We start from the raw sequence: 17234 nt of genomic DNA, 5'->3' as shown, positions 1-17234 counted from the left end.
CGGGCTACGTCCTTGTTCTGTTTGAGAGCAATGTGCAGCGCTCCATACCCTGGATTGCCGCGAGGAGAGTATTGCTCAAGTCTCGCTATTCGTCGCGTGGTGCTGGCATCTGAGACGGTATTTTTTAACCAGGCTGTACCAGGTCTCGCAAATAATCGCCGAAACCACCGCGTGCGCGACTGTCCAGCCGAGCACTGGTCAGCACTTGCGGGCGATGGCTCCAGGCTATGTTTGCGCCACAGCGTTCGAGTTGTCGCACCAGTTGCACATCTTCGTCACAGGCCAGCGGTTCGAAACCGCCGGCGCGCTGATAGGCGTCAGCACTGATGCCCAGATTGGCTCCATGAATGTGCCGATGACCTTCGCGGGCCTGATAGTGCTGGTGATAGCGAATCTGAGCCGACTCATCGAACGCCTCGTGCCACGCCTCCACCGTAACCGTGCCGCACACCGCATCGACGTCGAGGGCCAGTTGCGCCACCAGCCAATCGTGCGCCACACGGCTGTCGGCATCGGAACAGGAAATCCAGCGAGCCCCGCGCTCCAGCAGAAACCGTGCGCCGGCGGCGCGGGCCTGACCGACGTTGCGTGCCTCGATCGCCAGACTGTGCACCGGATAGGCGCTGACGATCTCCGAGGACCGGTCGGTGCAACTGTCGAGCACCACCAGCACCTCGACGGTTTCACCGCCCAGCCGCTCGTGTTGCGCGGCGAGCAGGGCCGCCTCAAGGCAGTCTTCGAGCAAGTCTTCTTCGTTATGCGCGGGGATCAGAATGCCGATCATCGCAAGCCCTCCAGAGCCGCCACGGAGCGTGGTTCACGACTCCAGAGTTCCAGTAGAAAATCCGCTTCCTGATGCAGGGCCAGTCGCGGCAAATGCAAATGTTCGTGGAGCAAGTCATGGACTTGCCGGGCGTTCAACGGACAGCCGTCGATGGGCGGGCGCCAGTGGCAGGCCAGCAGCTGGCCGTCGGCGGTCAGCGATTGTGCGGCCTGTTCGATCAGGCGTTTCAGATCATCGGCGTCGAGGTAGTAGCCGATCTCGCTGAGCACGATCAGGTCGAATTTCTCGTCCGGCCAATCGGCAGGCAAGCGGCTGTGGCGGACTTCGGCGTGGTCGAACGGGCCGAGTCGGGTACGAGCCAGCGTCACAGCTGCGGCGGCGGTGTCGCAACACAGCAGACGATCGCAGCGGCTGGCCAGCTCAAAGCTCAACTCGCCGTTGGCGCAGCCGGGCTCAAAGATCGCCCGGTAGTGAGGGCGGGGCAGTGCGGCGAGGGTGATTGCGCGTTTGCGCTGTTCATACCAGCGCTGACGGAACGACCAGGGATCATCGTTGCCGGCAAACAGACCGTCGAAATAGCGGTCGTCGACGCTCATACAAACACCACTTCGAACGGTTGCAGCAGCCGTTCCAGCACATAGGGCGCCAGCACGGGCGGCAAGCCGATGTGCGGGTCACCCTCCAACTGGCTGGCAAAGGCGTGGATCGCGTGGCGTTTGCGCGCGACCAGGTGCGGGGCCAGGAGGATTTTTCGCGCCCGGTGCCACGGCACGAAACTGTCTTCAGGTGTCGCCCAGTGCCAGGTCCATACGGGCAATTCATAGACGGTCGCACCCGCTCGTCTTGCCGCTGTGGCGCTGGCCCGGCCCACGGCTTCGTGGTCGCAATGGCCGTCCTCGCGCCACGTGGTGAATACCACGTCGTTGGGGTGCAAGTGACGTTCGATGAACTCGCTCAGCTCGCTTTCTCGATCAGCGACCTGGCTGTCCTTGAATCCACCGCGCAGCCATTTCAGGCTGTGCAGTGGCACACCGAGACGCCGCAGGGCTTCGACCGACTCCTGAGGCCGGACCGCGCTCAGGCGCTCCACCGGCCAGCGCTCGGAGCCGGGATGGCTGGCGCTGCCATCGGTGACCGAGATCAGTTGCAAGGGCCGACCGGCGGCGGCGAGCAATTGCAGGAAACCGCCGCAGCCCAGCACTTCGTCATCCGGGTGCGGAGCGATGATCACTGCGCGGGCACCTTCCGGCACCAGGCTCAGGATATCGATCACCGGTAACTGCGCCAAGTGGCTGGAGGTCTGCCACCGATGAAGCGGCGTGCCCTGGCCGACGATAGGGTTGGTTTTCATAACGTCCATGTTCCGGTAATGACGGTTTGGCCGAGGGCGGCGAGGTCGCGTTCGGCGTGGCTTTGGCGCAGGAACACCGGCAGGTCGGCGATCAATCGGGCGAACTGCCGATCCCTACAGTAGGGACCCGCGCCGAGGGCGTGGCCGACATGCAACATGACCTGTTCGGCGGTGTGTTCCACCACCGCACGGGCGCGCCGGGCCAGCAATTCGGCGTCGTCCAGCGGGGCGGCGTCGATCATCAGTGCGCTGACCCGCAAGACCTCGGCGGCGGCATGCAGCGCACTGTCGACGGCGCCGAGGTGAGCGAGGGCGTGGGGTTCTTCATGGTGCGCGCAATGGCTGCGCAGGCGTTCGGCAATGCTTTGCGCCGCGCCGTACCAGCAGGCGGCAATGCCGATGCCGCCCTGCCAGAAACCGGGCCGATTCAGGTAATCGCCGGGTGAACCGATGGCTTGGCCCTCGGCGCCTTCGAACAGCACTTCGACGCTGCCGGAGGCGCCCATGCCGACCGCTTGCCAGCCTTGATCGGTCACGGTCACGCCGGGTTGATCCAGCGCCACCGCAACCAATTGCTGGCAGTCCTGTTGATCCCAGGCCGTGAGCAGCGCATGGCTCAACACCGCCGCGCCCGAGCACCAGGCCTTGCGCCCGTTCAACTCGACCATGTGTCCCTGCGGACGGACGCGCACCCGGGCGTTTGGCGGTTCAGCGGCCCACATCCCCCACGTGCTGCCCGGTGTCGGCGAGCCACCCAACTGCTGGATGATTGCCAGCGCATCGGTATGGCCTTCGTACAACTTGCACAACCCCAGGTCATGCCCGCCGACCTCGGCCAACCGCTGGAAGCGTTCCAGCGTCTGGCCACTGCCTGGCAGCGGAAGCTGATCAAGCCCAGCCTCCACCAACGCCCGCAGGCACCGGCCTAGCGCCTGAGTATCGGCGTAGTCCGGTGGCTGGCGAGTGAGAAACGCTTGAAGGTCCATTTCACTCTTCTTCCTCATGCTGCAATTCGAACAGCAGCAGCGAACGCCCGGTGACGGAATATTCGTGACCGAACTCGAAGCGTTCCTGTCCGCGAATCGACGGTTGATTGGTGTCGACCATGCACGTCCAGTGATAGCCGTCCGGCACTTCCGGCAAGGTGAAGTTGACGATGTCGTGGTGCGCGTTGACCACCAGCAACAGGGTTGCGTTACCGCCCTTGCGGCGGATACCGGTTTCCTGGGCGCGGCCGTCCATCAACATGCCGAGGCAGCGGCCGTGCGGTTCTTCCCACTGCTCGGTGGACATTTCACTGCCATCCGGGGCGAGCCAGGTCACGTCCTTGACGCCGATGTCCTCGTTGTAATTACCCACCAGGAAGCGTCCGCGACGCAGGATCGGATAGGCCAGGCGCAACTTGATCAGGCGCTTGACGAACTTGAGCAGGGCCTTGCCGTCTTCGCTCAGGTCCCAATTGACCCAGCCGATGTCGCTGTCCTGGCAATAGGCGTTGTTGTTGCCTTCCTGGGTCCGGGCGAACTCGTCGCCGGCCACCAGCATCGGGGTGCCTTGGGACAGCAGCAGCGTGGCGAAGAAATTGCGCATTTGCCGCTGACGCAGTTCATTGATTTCCGGATCGTCAGTCGGGCCTTCGACGCCGTGGTTCCAGGACAGGTTGTTATTGCTGCCGTCCTGATTGTTCTCGTCGTTGGCTTCGTTGTGCTTGTCGTTGTACGACACCAGGTCATTGAGGGTGAAACCGTCATGGGCGGTGATGAAGTTCAACGAGGCATAGGGCCGTCGGCCGCGCTGATTGAACATCTCGCCGGACGCCGTCATGCGGCTGGCGAAGTCGGCCAGTTGGCCGTCATCGCCTTTCCAGAACGCGCGCACGGTGTCGCGGAACTTGTCGTTCCACTCGACCCAGCCCGGTGGAAAACCGCCGACCTGATAACCGCCGGGACCGCAATCCCAAGGCTCGGCGATCATCTTCACCTGGCGCAGCACCGGGTCCTGGCGGCAGGCCACGAGGAAGCTGTGACGTTCGTCGAAGCCTTCGTGGTAGCGGCCGAGGATGGTCGCCAGGTCGAAGCGGAAACCGTCCACGTGCATTTCCGTGGCCCAATAGCGCAGGGAGTCGGTGACCATTTGCAGCACGCAAGGGTGACTCAAGTCGAGGGTGTTGCCGGTGCCGGAATCGTTGATGTAGTAGCGCTTGTCATCGGGCATCAAACGGTAATACGAGGCGTTGTCGATGCCGCGCATGGACAGGGTCGGCCCTTGTTCGTTGCCCTCGGCGGTGTGGTTGTAGACCACGTCGAGGATCACTTCCAGATTGGCTTCGTGCAGGTGCGCGACCATCTCCTTGAACTCGGCGATCTTGCCGCTGGCCAGGTAACGCGGGTCCGGGGCAAAGAAGGCGATGCTGTTGTAGCCCCAGTAATTGGTCATGCCTTTGTGCAACAGGTGCTGGTCGTTCACGAAAGCGTGGATCGGCAGCAACTCCACCGAGGACACCCCGAGCTTGCGAATGTGTTCCAGCACGTCATCGACCATCAACCCGGCGAAGGTGCCACGCACGTTCTCGGGGACCGAAGGGTGGCGCATGCTGATGCCGCGTACATGGGTTTCATAAATGATCGTCTTGTCCCACGGCACGCTGACGCGATGGTCGTTGCCCCAGGTGTGAGCCGGGTCGATCACCTTGCACTTGGGGACAAACGGTGCGCTGTCGCGTTCATCGAAACTCAAATCGGCGTCAGGATGCCCGATGGTGTAGCCGAACAACGCTTCGGACCATTTCAGCTGGCCGACCAGTTGTTTTGCATAGGGGTCGATCAGCAGTTTGTTGTGGTTGAAACGATGACCGTTGGCCGGGTCGTAGGGGCCATAGACACGGTAGCCGTAAATCAGCCCTGGGTGGGCGTCGGGCAAATAGCCGTGGTAGATCTCGTCGGTGTATTCCGGCAGTTCGATACGTTCGAGTTCGACCTCGCCGGCATCGTCGAAGATGCACAGTTCGACTTTGGTGGCGTTGGCGGAAAACAAGGCAAAGTTGACCCCCAGACCATCCCAGGTCGCACCCAGCGGGAAGGGCAAGCCTTCACGGATTCGCGAGGCCTCGGCGTGAGGTTCTGGCGCGGCTTTCTTTGGATTGGACATAGATGCTCCTGCAAAAAGGGGATTCTTTGTAGGAGCGAGGCTTGCCCGCGAAGGCGGTGTTTCAGTCACAGTTGAATCGACTGACATGCCGCCTTCGCGGGCAAGCCTCGCTCCTACAGGTTTTTCGTGGGCGAGCAAGCCCACGGTGGCCAGGGGGCTGGCCACGAGGTCAATCAGGACGCGATAGTGAAGCGTCAGACAGCAGGCGGTTTGCGCGCTGCTTTAGGCTTCTTCTCGGCAGCTTTTTCGCCGGGCGGAATCACCTTAGAAGCCGCTGCAGGCTTGGCCTTGGCTTTCGGCTCGGGCACCTTGCCATTGGCTTTGGCCACAGCAGGCTTGGCAACCGTTTTACTGCCGGCAGCCTTGGGCAATTTTTTGGGGGCCAGGGCTTCGGCTTCAGCCAGCTTGCACGCCATCTCCCAATGCCGGGCGTCCTGGCCCTCAGGCTTACCTTCCGATTCCCAGATTTGATAGGCAAATTCGCGAACGCGTTTATCGTCGGTACTCATCGCAATACTCCTGAACTGAACTCAAGCTTGGGTAAACGTTTGAATAAAGAGATTGACCGGGAAATCCCCCAGCGCGGCGCTGATGTTCAGCTCCCTGTGGTGTGTGACTGCGGTGCTCGAGAAAAGTCCCTTCAGATTTTCCTCGGAGGCGGTGAACGGTAATTTCACCCGTGTATCGCCCCAGCGCAGCGCGTCAACCCGGGGTTCGGCACTGTTTTCCAGCAGCGGGGCGCATCGAATCGGTACGATCACGATGGCCCGTTTTCCCTGATGTTCGCGAGCAAAGGCCAGCACTCGGTGAGCCTGGCTGCCCACGACCTCAAGGGCTTGATACGTCCCTCGTCGAAACAGCTCCGCATGCTCGGCCCGCAGGTTCAACACCTGCTTGATCAGGGTTTGCTTGATGTGCCCGTCACGCCAGTTGGTCAACAGGTCAGGCAGATTCAACGGCACCTGCATCGCCTGTTGGCGGCTCACGTAATCCACCGGCCGGCGGTTGTCCGGGTCCACCAGCGAGAAGTCCCAGTACTCGTTGCCCTGGTAGAGGTCCGGGATCCCCGGCACGGTCATGCGCAGCAAGGTTTGCGCCAACCCGTTGAGGGCACCGGGGACGGCGATGCTCTTGGCGGCTTTGCTGAGTGCGGTGCACAAGAGCTCGCCTTCAGGGCTGAGCAGCAAGCGTTGCAGGAATTGCTGAACGGCGTTTTCGTAAGCCTCGTTCGGCGCGCTCCAGCTGCTTTGCAATTTGGCTTCACGCAAGGCTTTTTGTTGCCACTGCCACACCCGTTGAGTGTAGTTCTCCAGCGCCGGTTGATCGTAACCGTGCAAATCGAGTGGCCAGCTGCCGAGGAGCGCTTGATACAGGATCAATTCATCGCCCGCCGAGGGCATCTGGTCGTCTTCACGCAGGGGCCGGGCAAGTGTCCGCCACAGCGGGACCTGCTCGGCGTACCAGGCGCTGCGTTCACTCAACACCGCCAACCGCGCGCGGGTGTCTTCGCCGCGTTTGTGGTCGTGGGTGGCGGTGGCCAGCAGGTTGTCCGGAAACTGCTCCAGGCGATTGATGCAGACGGCATGGAAATCGGCGACCGGCGCACTGAATTGCTCGGTGCTGAAGCCCACATCATTGCGCGACAGCAGCACCGCTGAGCGATAGAACGCGGTGTCTTCCACAGCCTTGGCTGCGGCGGGTGAAGTCAGTTGCTGGAACCGCACACAGGCATGCTTGAGGATCTTGCGCTGACGACCCACCGGGCGTTTGCGCCACGGCTCACCGCCGAGCCAACCGGCCAGGCAATCGAGCACCGGCCAATCGGCCTCGCCGAGGGTCTGCCGGGCACCGTCCATGGCCTGCTGGAAAAACACATCGTCTTCGGCAGAACGGCCACGCGGGCTGATGTAGGTGCGGTACACCGGGAAATGCACGATCAGTTCCTGCAACGCCCGACGGATCGCGCCCAAGGTCAGGTCGCGGGTCATCAGATCGTCCCGAGCCACTTGCAGCAACGCCTGGGCCACACTCTCGAAATCGCCGGCCAAGGAGCCGTTGAGAATCTGCTGGCGCGCCAATTGCGCTTCCTGACGGAAGTCGGCGGGCCGTTCGCTGAAGCGATTCCACAGTTCACCCAGAACCTTTTCACCCTCGGGATCGTGCTGCAGCAACGACAACTGGTTCATGAATTCGTAACCGGTGGTGCCGTCCACCGACCAGTCGCGGTGCAGGGTTTCACCTTCACCGAGAATCTTCTCCACGTAAATCGGCAGGTGTCGATCGGGAGACAGCGTATCGACCCGACGCCGTAGTTTGCGGCAATAGCCGCGCGGGTCGGCGAGGCCGTCGATGTGGTCGATGCGCAGACCGTCGACCAGGCCTTCAGCCACCAACTCGAAGATTTTCGCGTGGGTCGCTTCGAACACGGCGGGACGTTCGACCCGCAGGCCGCCCAATTCGTTGACATCGAAAAAACGCCGCCAATTGATGTCATCCGCCGCCGTGCGCCAACTGGCCAGCCGATAGCTTTGGCGTTCGAGCAGGTTGTGCAGCCGCTTAAAACCATCGGGCGTCAGCGAATCGTAGGCACTGAGATTCTGCTGAATGCACTGCAGGATCGCAGGGTCACTGGCCAGTTCGCGCAGCTCTGCCTTCAGCGGTTGCGCCAGGCTGTGCGAGTCGGTCTGGTAGCTCAAAGCACTGAAACGGTCGGCGAGAAACTTGAGTTGCTCGTCGTCGGTTCGCAGCAGTTCACCGTAGCTCGACGGGCAGATCGGGAAATGATGCTCGTAGTGCTCGACATAAAACGCACCGCGTTGTGCATCAAAGCGCAACGGCAGGGTGCCGTCCTGCAAGGCGACGCCGTAATCGCTGCCAAGGAAAGGCAGCAGCAACTGGCCCTCCATCAGCGGGTCTGGCGAGTGCCACTGAATGTCGAAAAACTCGCCGTAAGGGCTCAGGCGTCCCCATTCCAGCAAGTCCAGCCACCAAGGGTTATCACTACCGCCGACGGCCATGTGGTTGGACACGATATCGAGGATCATCCCCATCTTGTGTTCGCGCAGGGCCGCAACCAGGCGGCGCAGGGCCGCTTCACCGCCCAGCTCAGGGTTGACCGTGGTCGGGTCCACCACGTCGTACCCGTGCATTGAACCGGCGCGGGCAGCAAGCAGTGGCGAGGCATAGACGTGGCTGATGCCCAGGCTGGCAAAGTACGGCACCAACGGCACGGCTTGATCCAGCGTGAAGCCTTTATGGAATTGCAGGCGCAACGACGCGCTAAGCGGCAGCGGTTGTATTGACTGATTCATTGGTCACGCTCGCCAGCCTGAAGTCGCGCGCAGGCGAGCAATTCCAGGCGCCGCGAGGCGTCCGGGTCATCGAGCAGCGCTTCACTGCTGCCCGGCAAGCGCCGCGACCAGTTGGGGTGCGTGTCGATGGTGCCGGGCAGGTTGGCCTGTTGTTCGATGCCCAGGGCATCTTCCAGTGGCAGCAACACCAGCGGTGCCCGGGTATGCCCGAGAAAGCGTACCGCCGCGTCCAGTATCTGGTCCGTCTCATGGGATTCTTCGCGGAAGTTCTGCGGGTCCTCGCTCAGCACGCGACGCAGGCCTTCACGCTCGCGCTCACGGTGATGGCGCCATTCGATTTCACCCGTGGCATCGACCAGGCCCAATCGGGCGTTCCAGTCGATGTCACGGCCATGCCACCAGCCATTGAGCGTCGGCAGGTCATGGGTGCTGGTGGTCGCGAGGGCGTTGTCCGGCCAGTCGAGAATCGATTTGAAGTGCGCGTTGTCCTGTTCAAACAGCAGCACGCGCATGCCGAGGATCGAGCGGGCGATGAGTTTTTCCCGCAGACCATCGGCCACCGTCCCCAGGTCTTCGCCCAGTACGATCGCCTGATGGCGATGGGATTCAAGGCTGAGCAGGCGCAGCAGGTCGTCCACCGGGTAATACAGGTAGGCGCCGTCGGCGGGCGGCGAGCCATTGGGGATCACCCACAGCCGTTGCAGGCCCATGACGTGATCAATGCGCAAGCCGCCGGCGTGGGCGAAATTGGCCCGGAGCATTTCGATGAAGGCGCGAAAGCCGTTGCGCACCAGGCCTTCAGGAGAGAACGCGGAAATGCCCCAGCCCTGGCCGGTGCGGTTGAGAATGTCCGGTGGCGCTCCCACCGTCAGTGAGGCGAGCAGTTCGTCCTGGCGACTCCACGCCTGACTGCCACCGCCGTCGGCACCCACCGCCAGATCAGCGATCAGCCCAATGCTCATCCCCGCGCTGCGGGCGGCGGTTTGTGCGCGCTCCAGGCAACGGGTGATCAGCCATTGGCTGAATGCGAAGAAGCCAATGCGACCGGCGTTCTCTTCGGCAAATTCGGCGAGGGCGGCGCTGCGCGGGTCGCGCCATTGTTCCGGCCACTCGCGCCAGTCGAGGGTTTCACCCTTGGTGGCGCGCGCTTCTTGTATGGCTTCGAAGCGGCAGTGGTTTTCCAGTGCCTCACCGGCCGCGTGGCGGAAACTGCTGAAATCGGCATGCAACGGGTGTTCGCCCTGGACGAAGCCTTCATACAAGGCTTGCAGCAAACGATGCTTGGCTTCGGCGGCCACGGGCCAGTCAATCAGCGGCTGTTCTTCCAGGTGTTGCAGTTCGGCAGCGAGGCCGGTGGCGTCTATCGCGGCACGCCACGCGCGCTCGCCGAGAATAGCGCCCGGCGCAGCGTAGAGGCTGTTGAGAAACAACCGGCTGGACGGTGAATACGGGCTGTAGCGTTGGGTGTCGCTGCCAAACATCGCGTGCAGCGGACTGATCGCCAGCGCCTCGGCACCGCGTTCGCCGGCCACTCGAGCGAGGTCTTCCAGCGCCTGGGTATCGCCGAACCCGCCATCGCCGGCGCGACGCAGCGAGTACAACTGCACGCTGAGGCCCCAGGTGCGTGGGATCGGACTGTCGACGGCATCGCCGACGCTGTAGCAACGCGCCGGTGCCACGGCCAGGGTAAATGATTGTCCGTCGATGCTGACGTGCTGATACCCGACCGGAACCAGGCCGGGCAGTTGGGCCTCGGCGTCCAGTTTCAAGTTTAGTCGTGAGCCATCTTCAAGGTGGATCTCGCACGGCGATTCCGGTTCAAAGAAATGCGCCAGGTCGAGGTTGACGCCGAAATCGGCGGTAATGAGCGGCGGCAGATGCCGGGTCTGTTGCACCTCCTGCAATTGCAGGAGGCTGGCGTCGATTTCCTGTGCGGTGCTGGCCGGGTGGCCGAGTCCGATCAGGACATTGCGCAATACCGAGGGGGCGACTTTCTGCGGGCGGCCGTTGGCGTCGATCCAGTCGACTGCCAAACCGGCACGGCCGGCCAGTATTTCCAATTGCGCATCACTCATTGGCGCTCTCCATCCGGGGGTAGCAAGGGGGCTGCGGCCGTGAGGCTGACTAGCGCGCAATACGGGGCAAGGGTGCCCTGTTCCAACAGGCCGGCTGACTGAGGCGGCGTTTCGAACAACAACCTGGCGTCGGCCTGTGGGGAGTGGACCACTGGCTTGTCGCTGAGGTTCAGGTCAATGCGCAGCTGACGGCCATTGCCCAGTCGCCAGCGCGCTGTCACTGCACCTTCGCCCAACACCTCGGCACCGAGGGCTTGAGCGCCCGGCAGGTGGGGGATGATGTGGTCGTGGCGAATCCGCAGCAGTTGGTGATACAGCCCCTGCATGGCCGATTGCCGGGTGGCGGTCAGTTTTGGCCGCGACGCTTCAAAGGTCTGAGGCGCGTTAGGATCAGGGATCTGTTCGCGTCTATGAGGATCGGCAAAGGCGCTGAAGGCCGCGAATTCATTCCGTCGCCCTTCGCGGACCAGCTCCGCCAGCTCACCGTGATGGCTGGTGAAAAACAGGAAGGGCTCTTCGGCCGCGAATTCGTCGCCCATGAACATCAGCGGGATCATCGGCGACAGCAGCAACAGCGCGGTCGCCGCTTTCAGGGCTTCGAGGGGAGCCAATTGATGCAAGCGTTCGCCGAAGGCACGGTTGCCGATCTGGTCATGGTTCTGCAAAAACAGCACGAACGCGCTGGGCGGCAGGTGACCGCTGGGCTCGCCCCGGGTTGTCCCGTGGCGGGTCACGTGGCCCTGAAACACGAAGCCCTGGCTCAGGCAGCGCGCCAGTTTTTCCGTGGGGTTGTCGGCATAGTCGGCGTAGTAGGCGTCGGTTTCACCGGTCAGCAAAACATGCAAGGCGTTGTGGCCGTCATCGTTCCACTGCGCGTCGAATCCTTCCTCCAGCAGGCTGGCCTGGTTGTGTTCGTTCTCGACCGTCAGCCAGACGTGCCGCGCCGGGTTGGTTTGCTCGCGAACCGTCTGCGCCAGTTCCTGAAGAAAGTCCGGGCTCTCAATGGCGTGCACGGCATCCAGGCGCAGACCATCGAAGCGGTATTCCAGCAACCACATCAGCGCATTGTCGATAAAAAAGTCCCGCACTTCTCGGCGCCGGAAATCGATGGCCGCGCCCCAAGGCGTGTGCTTGTCTTCGCGAAAAAAGCCCTTGGCGTAGTGATGCAGGTAATTGCCGTCCGGGCCGAAGTGGTTGTAGACCACGTCGAGAATCACCGCCAGGCCATGGCCGTGGGCGGTGTCGATCAGGTGTTTAAGTTGTTCGGGAGTGCCATAGGACGATTGGGGCGCGTAGGGCAGAACCCCGTCGTAACCCCAGTTGCGATCGCCGGGGAACTGCGCCAGCGGCATCAGCTCGATCGCGGTGATGCCCAGGTCAACGAGGCGTGCCAGGTGCTTCTCGACTTCACTGAAGCCGCCGAGCGCACCGACATGCAATTCGTAGATGACCGCCTCGTTCCAGGGGCGGCCGGTCCAGGCGCTGTTCTGCCATTGATAGGCGAGTGGATCGACCACCACGCTGTGGTCGCCGATATCGCCGGCCTGCGCGCGGGAGGCCGGGTCCGGCACTTCCAGCTCGCCATCGATGTTGTAGCGGTAACGCGTACCCGCCGTGCAACGGGTCTTGATCACGAACCAGCCATCAGCCTGAGGCAGTAGCGGCAAGGATTGTCCATCTTCCAGTTCGACACTGACGTAAAACGCATCTGGCGCCCACAAGGCAAAACGCGTGTGTTCTGCGTCCAGCATGATTGCGCCGTGGGGCCAGGTCTCAAGGGTCCGTAACGGCATCGTTGAAAACCTCTTTTTACTGTTTGCCCGATTTACCCAGGGCTTTGGCGACCAGTCGTTCGTATAGTTCGGCGTAGGGTTCAACCGCCTTGCACCAGTTGAACGGCGCGGCCATGGCGCGGCACCGCATGGCGCTGAGCAGGCCGGGGAAGGCGAAGACCTTGAACGCGCGGCTCAGGGCTTCTTGATAGCTCTCCACCGTGGATTCGTCGAACAGGAAACCGGTCACGCCGTTTTCGATGGTGTCGGCCAGACCGCCGGTATTGCGGGCCACCGGCAGCGAGCCGAAGCGCTGGGCGTACATCTGGCTCAAGCCGCATGGCTCGTAACGCGACGGCATCAACAGGAAATCACTGCCGGCGAACATGCGACGGGCGTCGGTTTCATTGAAGCCGATGCGCACGCCGATTTGCCCGGGGAAGCGCAGGGCGAGTTCCCGCATGGCTTGTTCTTCTTCGGGCTCGCCACGACCGATGATCGCGATCTGGCCCCCGTTGTTGACGATGTATTCGGAGACCGCTTCGGTCAGGTCCAGGCCTTTCTGATAGACCAGGCGCGAGACCACGGCGAACAGCGGGCCTTCGGAGTCTTCCAGGCCGAACAGGTCGCGGACATGGGCGGCGTTGACTGCTTTGCCGTCCCAGTCGCCGATGCCGAACGGGCAGAACAGGTGCGGGTCGGTGGCGGCGTCCCAGCTTTCATCGATGCCATTGGGAATACCGCTGAGCAGGCCTTGCTGGGTCTTGGCGGCGAGAAAGCCGTCGAGACCGCAGCCGAAGGCCGGCGTGGTGATTTCCTGGGCGTAAGTGGCGCTGACGGTGGTGATGTGGCTCGAATAGGCCATGCCGGCCTTGAGGAACGACATCTTGCCGTAGAACTCCATGCCTTCCTGTTGCAAGGCATGGTTGGGAATACCGAGTTCAGGGCACGAGCCCAGGCTGGTGACGCCTTGATAGGCCAGGTTGTGAATGGTGAAGAGCGTCGGGGTGCGCTGTCCACGCCAGTGCATGTACGCTGGCGCCAGGCCGGCTGGCCAGTCATGGGCATGCACCAGATCCGGGCACCAGTGGATTTGTGCCAGATTGGCGGCGATATCGGCGGCGGCCAGGCCCAGGCGGGCGAAACGAATGTGGTTGTCCGGCCAATCGCGGCCGTTGTTGGCGCCGTAAGGCGAACCTTCGCGCTCGTAGAGTTCGGGGCAGATCAACACGTAAATGACCAGACCGTCCGGCATGTCCATGCGTCCGATCTTGCAGGGTGGCAGTGCGGCGTGCCCACCCAGTTCACCGATGATATGGATCGGGTTTTCACTGTGCAGCACTTGCGGGTAACCGGGGATCAGCACCCGCACATCGTGCAGATGAGACATGGCCCGAGGCAGCGCTGCGGAAACGTCACCCAGGCCGCCGGTCTTGACCAGATCGGCGATCTCGGAGGTGACGAACAATACCTTCTTTCTGTTCGGATTCTGACTGGCAGCCGGTGACAGCGTTTTGGTGCCTGGTACGCTGATCGATTTGGCGCTCGGAGCATTCACGGCGCTTGATTCGCCGACCTGCTGATGAGCACGCTCTCCCTGAATATCTAAAGCCGCACTAATCATATGAATCTCCCGTGTTGTTGATCTAATTCTAGGTCTGGCACCAACGGTGTTCGTGGCCAAATCCTGTGGCCGGGCGCAAACGCGCTTCGCATCGGTGAGCAAATGCTGCCCCATGCGCTAATGCAGAAAGGGTGAAGGGGCCGTTGCAAGGAATGCACCAGTCGCTGAGGCCCTACCTTTAACCTGACCCTTGGGCAGGACCGAAAGTTTCGAGTTTTTTACCACCAGATGACTGACCGGTTTTACCTCGCGAAAATGAGTCTAGGCCAGATCCTAGAGCGGGGCAGGTCAAGTGGCGAAATTGTTCGACAATCGGTGGGGAGAGGGTAAAGGCACAACGCTTGTAGGGGGAAACGCACCGACGAAGGGCAGGTTTATTTTTCGGTATGGGTCAAAACGGGACTGGCAAGTCACGGTAATGGGCGTGGTTTACGGGGTTTTGCACCATTGCAGTGCGAGGTGTGTCAGGTGTGAGGGCCTCATCGCGAGCTGGCTCGCTCCCACAGGATCGCGGTCATCTGTGGACTATTTTCACTGCAAGCCGCTCCCACCTTGAAATGCGGTCCACTGTGGGAGCGAGCCTGCTCGCGAAAAATCTCAAGCCGTGCGCGGTTTGCGCCCTGAAACAAAATGACTCACATCATTGAACCCTGGCGTCGATGAATGCCCCGGCGTGACCAGCGAATCAATGAACGCCTCGTCTTCAGCCGTGATTTTCACTGCCTGCGCCTTGGTGTACGCATCCCATTGCTCCTCGGTGCGCGGTCCGACAATCGCCGATGTCACGGCGCTGTTGTTCAACACCCAGGCAATGGCGAACTCGACAATGCCCACGCCACGTTCCTGCGTGTACCGTTGAATCTGCTGGGCAATACGCAACGACTCCACTCGCCATTCGGTTTCCAGAATGCGTTTGTCAGCGCGACCGGCGCGGCTGTTGGCGTCCGGTTTCACGTCCGGCGCATATTTGCCGCTGAGCACTCCGCGCGCAAGCGGACTGTAAGGCACCACGCCCAAACCATAGTTTTGCGCGGCAGTGATCTGCTCGGTCTCGGCCTGACGGTTGACGATGTTGTACAGCGGCTGACTGATCACCGGCCGATCAACACCCAACTGGTCCGCCACCCGGATCACCTCGGCAATCCGCCAGCCACGGTAGTTCGACAGACCCCAGTACCGGATCTTGCCCTGGCGAATCAGATCGCCAATCGCCGACACGGTCACTTCCAGCGGCGTGTTGTGGTCTTCGCGGTGCAGGTAATAGATGTCGAGGTAGTCAGTGCCCAAACGCGTCAGGCTGGCATCAAGGCCATTGAAAATATGCTTGCGGCTCAACCCGCTGCGGTTCGGCACACCGTCCACCGGTCCAAAGCCGACCTTGGTCGCCAGCACCCATTCGTGACGGTTGCCGGCAATCGCTTCTCCGACAATCTCTTCGGAACGGCCGCCGGTGTAGACGTCCGCAGTGTCGATGAAATTGATGCCCTGGTCCCAAGCCTTGTCGATGATCCGCAGGGAATCTTCGGTACTGGTCTGTTCGCCGAACATCATGGTGCCCAAGGTCAGGGTCGACACCTGTAAACCCGAATGACCCAGCGTGCGATAACTCATGAGGAAATCCTTTTACCGTGGGAAAGCTTCAATCAAATACCAGAACGCCTGCGCGTCGAAAAGTGAATTTATACGCAAAGTGCATGACAACGTTCTTGCAGAAACGCTTGCAACACCTTGACCCGCTCCGAGACCTGCACCCGATGCGGGCACAGCAAATTGAACGGCACGCTTTCGCCTTGCCAGTCATCAAACAGCGTCACCAGCCGCCCGGCCTGCACATCGGCGGCGACATCCAGCCAGGCTTTATAAGCAATGCCATGCCCGGCCAACGCCCAGCGACGGGCGACTTCGCCGTCGTCGGTGAGGTAGTCTCCGCGCACCTCAACCTCCAACACTTCATGCTGCCGACTGAAACGCCAACAGTTATAAGGCCGGCCGTTACGCAGGTAGAGCAGGGCGCTGTGCTCGCCGAGGTCCGCCGGCGTTTTCGGCGTGCCGTGGCGGGCGAGGTAATCGGGACTGGCGCAGGCCACACGACGATGCCCCGGCAGAATCGGCAACGCCACCAGCGTCGAATCGCTGGGCACGCCGAAACGCAACGCGACGTCGACGGTTTCGCGAAAGAGGTCTGAGTGGCGGTCATTGAGCAGCAGTTGCAGCTGGATATTCGGGTGCTGGCGCTTGAAGTCATCCAGCCACGGCAACAACACATTACGCCCGAAGTCCGACGGCGCGGCCAGTTGCAACACGCCGCTCAAGCCTTGGGTTTGAGGCTTGAGGGCCTGTTCACCTTCCGCCAGGGCGGCCAAGGCCAGACGCACGCTTTCCAGATAACGCCGGCCTTCCTCGGTCAGGCGCATGCTGCGCGTGGAGCGCGCGAACAGGCGGATGCCGAGGCGGGTTTCCAGGCGTTTGAGGGCGATGCTGGCAGCGGCAGGGGTGAGTTCCAAAGTACGGGCGGCGGCGGAGATGCTGCCGGAGTCGGCGGTGCGAACGAAGATCTCCAGGTCGAGAATCGAGCTCATGGGTAAAAATCCTTTAAAGATCCGGCGCTTTTACCGTCATATTTTGTTGATTCGCAAGCACATGCTTGAGATCGAAGCGACGCGTCGCTCCCATACGGGATGTACCACTTGTCGGGAAAGCACCTCCACCTGTCATTTATGACAGTAGCCAATCGCCGTGACTCACACCTTAAATAACTCCGTCGCCCAGCCCCCCTCGACAGGAGTCTCCCCATGCTCGTGCAACCCGTCCGTCACCCCGTTTCCAGGCTGCTGCGTGAACCAGAAATCCCCGGTGCCCGTCTACTGGACTCTTCCACTGACGTCTGGGCAATCAACCGTGCCGCCGCCCTGGACAACTTCCCCATCAGCGGGCTCAAGGTCTACGTCCCGGCCTGGTCAAGCATGGGCAAAGGCGACAAGGTCGAGCTGCAGTTCAACGGCCAGGTGGTCAATCAGCACATCATCACCGACGACGCCGAAGTCGGTCAGCGAGTGACCTTGTGGGTCGAGCCCAGGCATTGGCTGACCGGGGCGCACACGCTGGCGTACCGGGTGACCCGTTTCAATCAGGGCGCCGAGACGTTTACGCCGGCGCTCAAGCTCTACGCC

13 protein-coding genes are annotated in these 17234 nt (G+C 61.9%); 1 reads left to right on the top strand and 12 read right to left on the bottom strand.

Annotated elements, in window-relative coordinates:
• Positions 1 to 124: 124 nt before the first annotated feature.
• The 12 genes from FHL16_RS28645 to FHL16_RS28590 form a co-directional block, all read right to left on the bottom strand.
• On the bottom strand, positions 125 to 784 hold the full coding sequence (locus FHL16_RS28645; protein ID WP_010459942.1) for a glycosyltransferase: 660 nt from the start codon (positions 782 to 784) through the stop codon (positions 125 to 127).
• A complete protein-coding gene (locus tag FHL16_RS28640; protein ID WP_010459944.1) occupies positions 781 to 1380 on the bottom strand; it encodes an SAM-dependent methyltransferase in 600 nt (199 codons plus the stop codon). The genes FHL16_RS28645 and FHL16_RS28640 overlap by 4 nt, the downstream gene beginning before the upstream one ends.
• Entirely contained in the window at positions 1377 to 2135 is a 759-nt protein-coding gene (locus tag FHL16_RS28635; RefSeq protein ID WP_010459946.1) for a PIG-L deacetylase family protein, read from the bottom strand. Before FHL16_RS28635 ends, FHL16_RS28640 begins: the two co-directional genes overlap by 4 nt.
• On the bottom strand, positions 2132 to 3121 hold the full coding sequence (locus tag FHL16_RS28630; RefSeq protein WP_077749962.1) for an acyl-CoA dehydrogenase family protein: 990 nt from the start codon (positions 3119 to 3121) through the stop codon (positions 2132 to 2134). The genes FHL16_RS28635 and FHL16_RS28630 overlap by 4 nt, the downstream gene beginning before the upstream one ends.
• A 1-nt stretch (position 3122) precedes the next feature.
• On the bottom strand, positions 3123 to 5282 hold the full coding sequence (glgX, locus tag FHL16_RS28625) for a glycogen debranching protein GlgX (RefSeq protein WP_077749961.1): 2160 nt from the start codon (positions 5280 to 5282) through the stop codon (positions 3123 to 3125).
• A 194-nt stretch (positions 5283 to 5476) separates the two neighbouring features.
• Positions 5477 to 5791 (bottom strand): DUF2934 domain-containing protein, encoded by a 315-nt coding sequence (locus FHL16_RS28620; RefSeq protein WP_010459953.1) that lies wholly within the window; start codon positions 5789 to 5791, stop codon positions 5477 to 5479.
• Positions 5792 to 5812: 21 nt separating this feature from the next.
• Entirely contained in the window at positions 5813 to 8593 is a 2781-nt protein-coding gene (locus FHL16_RS28615) for a malto-oligosyltrehalose synthase (RefSeq protein WP_077749960.1), read from the bottom strand.
• Complete coding sequence (gene malQ, locus FHL16_RS28610; protein WP_077749959.1) at positions 8590 to 10668, bottom strand: 4-alpha-glucanotransferase; 2079 nt, start codon at positions 10666 to 10668, stop codon at positions 8590 to 8592. The genes FHL16_RS28615 and malQ overlap by 4 nt, the downstream gene beginning before the upstream one ends.
• Positions 10665 to 12461 carry a malto-oligosyltrehalose trehalohydrolase gene (treZ, locus tag FHL16_RS28605; RefSeq protein WP_077749958.1) on the bottom strand — a complete coding sequence of 599 codons (1797 nt, stop codon included), beginning with the start codon at positions 12459 to 12461 and terminating at the stop codon, positions 10665 to 10667. Before treZ ends, malQ begins: the two co-directional genes overlap by 4 nt.
• A 16-nt stretch (positions 12462 to 12477) precedes the next feature.
• The gene (gene glgA / locus FHL16_RS28600; protein ID WP_010459959.1) at positions 12478 to 14064 is read right to left on the bottom strand and encodes a glycogen synthase GlgA; all 1587 of its coding nucleotides are present in this window, start codon (positions 14062 to 14064) and stop codon (positions 12478 to 12480) included.
• A gap of 597 nt (positions 14065 to 14661) precedes the next feature.
• On the bottom strand, positions 14662 to 15675 hold the full coding sequence (locus FHL16_RS28595; RefSeq protein ID WP_010459960.1) for an aldo/keto reductase: 1014 nt from the start codon (positions 15673 to 15675) through the stop codon (positions 14662 to 14664).
• 68 nt (positions 15676 to 15743) lie between these two features.
• Positions 15744 to 16643, bottom strand: coding sequence for a LysR family transcriptional regulator (locus tag FHL16_RS28590; protein ID WP_077749957.1), 900 nt, complete (start codon positions 16641 to 16643; stop codon positions 15744 to 15746).
• A gap of 213 nt (positions 16644 to 16856) precedes the next feature.
• Here FHL16_RS28590 and FHL16_RS28585 point away from each other — a divergent pair.
• The coding region (locus tag FHL16_RS28585; protein ID WP_138739089.1) for a hypothetical protein at positions 16857 to 17234 on the top strand (378 nt) is incomplete at its 3' end.

Origin of the sequence: Pseudomonas sp. FSL W5-0299, from assembly GCF_005930655.1 — a bacterium.
GTDB lineage: Bacteria > Pseudomonadota > Gammaproteobacteria > Pseudomonadales > Pseudomonadaceae > Aquipseudomonas > Aquipseudomonas mandelii.
The sequence above is the reverse complement of the archived record's forward strand: the minus strand, read 5'-3'. Positions and strand labels throughout refer to the sequence as shown.